At 59.4% G+C, this 1,102-nt stretch carries 1 protein-coding gene; it reads left to right on the top strand.

What is annotated here, in order from left to right; all coding sequences use genetic code 11:
* The first annotated feature begins 225 nt into the window (after positions 1 to 225).
* Positions 226 to 1,065 carry an IS5 family transposase gene (locus tag B0I32_RS56225; protein WP_106253706.1) on the top strand — a complete coding sequence of 280 codons (840 nt, stop codon included), beginning with the start codon at positions 226 to 228 and terminating at the stop codon, positions 1,063 to 1,065.
* The last annotated feature ends 37 nt before the right edge of the window (positions 1,066 to 1,102 follow it).

The following is a 1,102-nucleotide window of genomic DNA, read 5'->3' as shown; positions in this document are numbered from 1 at the left end:
AGTGGGCATTTAGGCATGGTTGGTTGGCGTATGCCCAGCTCTGTAGTCGCAGGCTTCTGGGCTCTTTTCCTTGTCCGTGTAGCTTTGTGTAGTCCTCATCGCCCATGCGAGCGACCATTTGGTGGTGAAATGGAGCTCAAATCTCGTCTGGTCTAGAAATGTGGTAAACACTCCCGACCAGCCGAAGCCCACTATCGATCATATCTTCCGGGTAGAAGCTCCGCCATGAGCGAACGGAAGCCGTACCCCAGCAACATTTCCGACGCCCGCTGGGCCTTAATCGAGCCCACCTTGACCGCCTGGCGGCAGGCCAGACTCGACCGCCGACCCACCGGCCAACCAGCCTCGGTCGAACTACGAGACGTCTTCAATGCGATCCTCTATGTCAACCGCACGGGAATCGCCTGGAAATACCTACCGCATGACTTCCCGTCGTACAACACCGTGTACGCCTACTACGCGGCCTGGCGCGACGAAGGGATACTCACCCAACTCAACTACGACCTCACCGGACTGGCCCGCGTCAAGGCCGGCCGCGAGCCCGAGCCGACCGCCTCCATGATCGACACCCAGAGCGTCAAGACCTCCACCAACGTACCCCTGACCAGCCAGGGAACGGATGCCGCCAAGAAGATCGTCGGCCGGAAGCGAGGCATCGCCACAGACGCGCTCGGCCTCCTGCTCGCCGTCACCGTCACCGCCGCAAGCCTCTCCGAAAACGCCATAGGAATACAACTGCTCAACACCGTCAAGGAAACCCACCCGACCATCACCAAAGCCTGGGTCGACACTGGATTCAAGAACGCCGCAGTCGAACACGGGGCCCGCCTCGGAATCGACGTGGAAGTCGTCAACAGAAACCCCGACGCCCGCGGCTTCCAAATCGTTAAAAGACGCTGGGTAGTGGAACGCAGCCTCGGCTGGCTTATGTTAAGACGACGCCTGACCCGCGATTACGAAACCCTTCCTGCCAGCTCCGAAGCCATGATCTACATCGCCTCGATTGACAACCTCACCAAGCGCATAACGGACGAGACCACTCCAACCTGGCGAGGCACCTACTAGGGCACAAGCCGCAATCTGCTCAAATCAAATGCCCTCT

Source organism: Nonomuraea fuscirosea (assembly GCF_003001935.1).
Classification (GTDB): domain Bacteria; phylum Actinomycetota; class Actinomycetes; order Streptosporangiales; family Streptosporangiaceae; genus Nonomuraea; species Nonomuraea fuscirosea.
The sequence above is the reverse complement of the archived record's forward strand: the minus strand, read 5'-3'. Positions and strand labels throughout refer to the sequence as shown.